Below are 814 nucleotides of genomic sequence, written 5' to 3'. Positions count from 1 at the left end.
CGACAATGAGCCCGAACTCGCTGTAGTTAAACAGTGATAAAGAAGCGAGTAGGGAAGTACGCACGCGAAACTTAAAGTGGTTGATGGTGAGGAAGTATAGCAACCCTTTAATAGGCAGAAGGACAATGAATAAAAGCGCTAGTGCGATACCCGTTAGACTCAAAGATGCGGATAAGCCGATATTTAAGAAGAAGCAGACGAGAAAGAGCTCTTTCATATTAAATAGCGATTTAGACAACTCTGACGCTTTACGGTGACCAGCGAGCATCATGCCAAGAATCAAGGCGCCAAGGTCTGGTTTCATTCCAACTAACTCAAACAGTCCGGCACCCACAACAAGCGCGAAGAAAATGCCGAACAGCACTAACATCTCGCCGTGGCCTACTTTATCCAATAACTTGTAAAACAGCGGGCGTAGAAGAGGAAGAGCAAATAGACCTATGGCGTACCATTCTGGCACTTTGCCTGTTGAAACAGTCAGAAACACGACCGCGAAGATATCTTGCATAACCAAAATACCGATGGCCAGTGTGGCGTATGTCGCGTTGAGTTCACCTTTTTCCTGCAGTGTTTTTACCGCGAAAACAGTGCTAGAGAAGGAAAGTGCAAAGGCTAGGAGCAATATCTGCCCGCTTTCCATACTTGCAAGGGACGTTAATCCAAGCAGTTTCAGCCCTGACAACGCAAGGGCAAAAAAAGCGGTTGAAAGAATATTGTGCGCTGTTGCGCCGCCCCAAATTTCTTTGGAAAGCAATGTTTTTACATCGAGCTTTAAGCCAATAGTAAAAAGCAAAAGAGTAACGCCGAGATCAGC

At 45.7% G+C, this 814-nt stretch carries 1 protein-coding gene; it reads right to left on the bottom strand.

The annotated features are described in order from the left end of the window. On the bottom strand, positions 1-814 hold an 814-nt coding region (locus tag R7R24_RS25960; RefSeq protein ID WP_318120001.1), incomplete at both ends, for a cation:proton antiporter.

It is taken from the genome of Vibrio sp. 704 (assembly GCF_033339295.1).
Note: the sequence above shows the minus strand (reverse complement) of the source record. Positions and strands in the feature narration are given on the sequence as shown.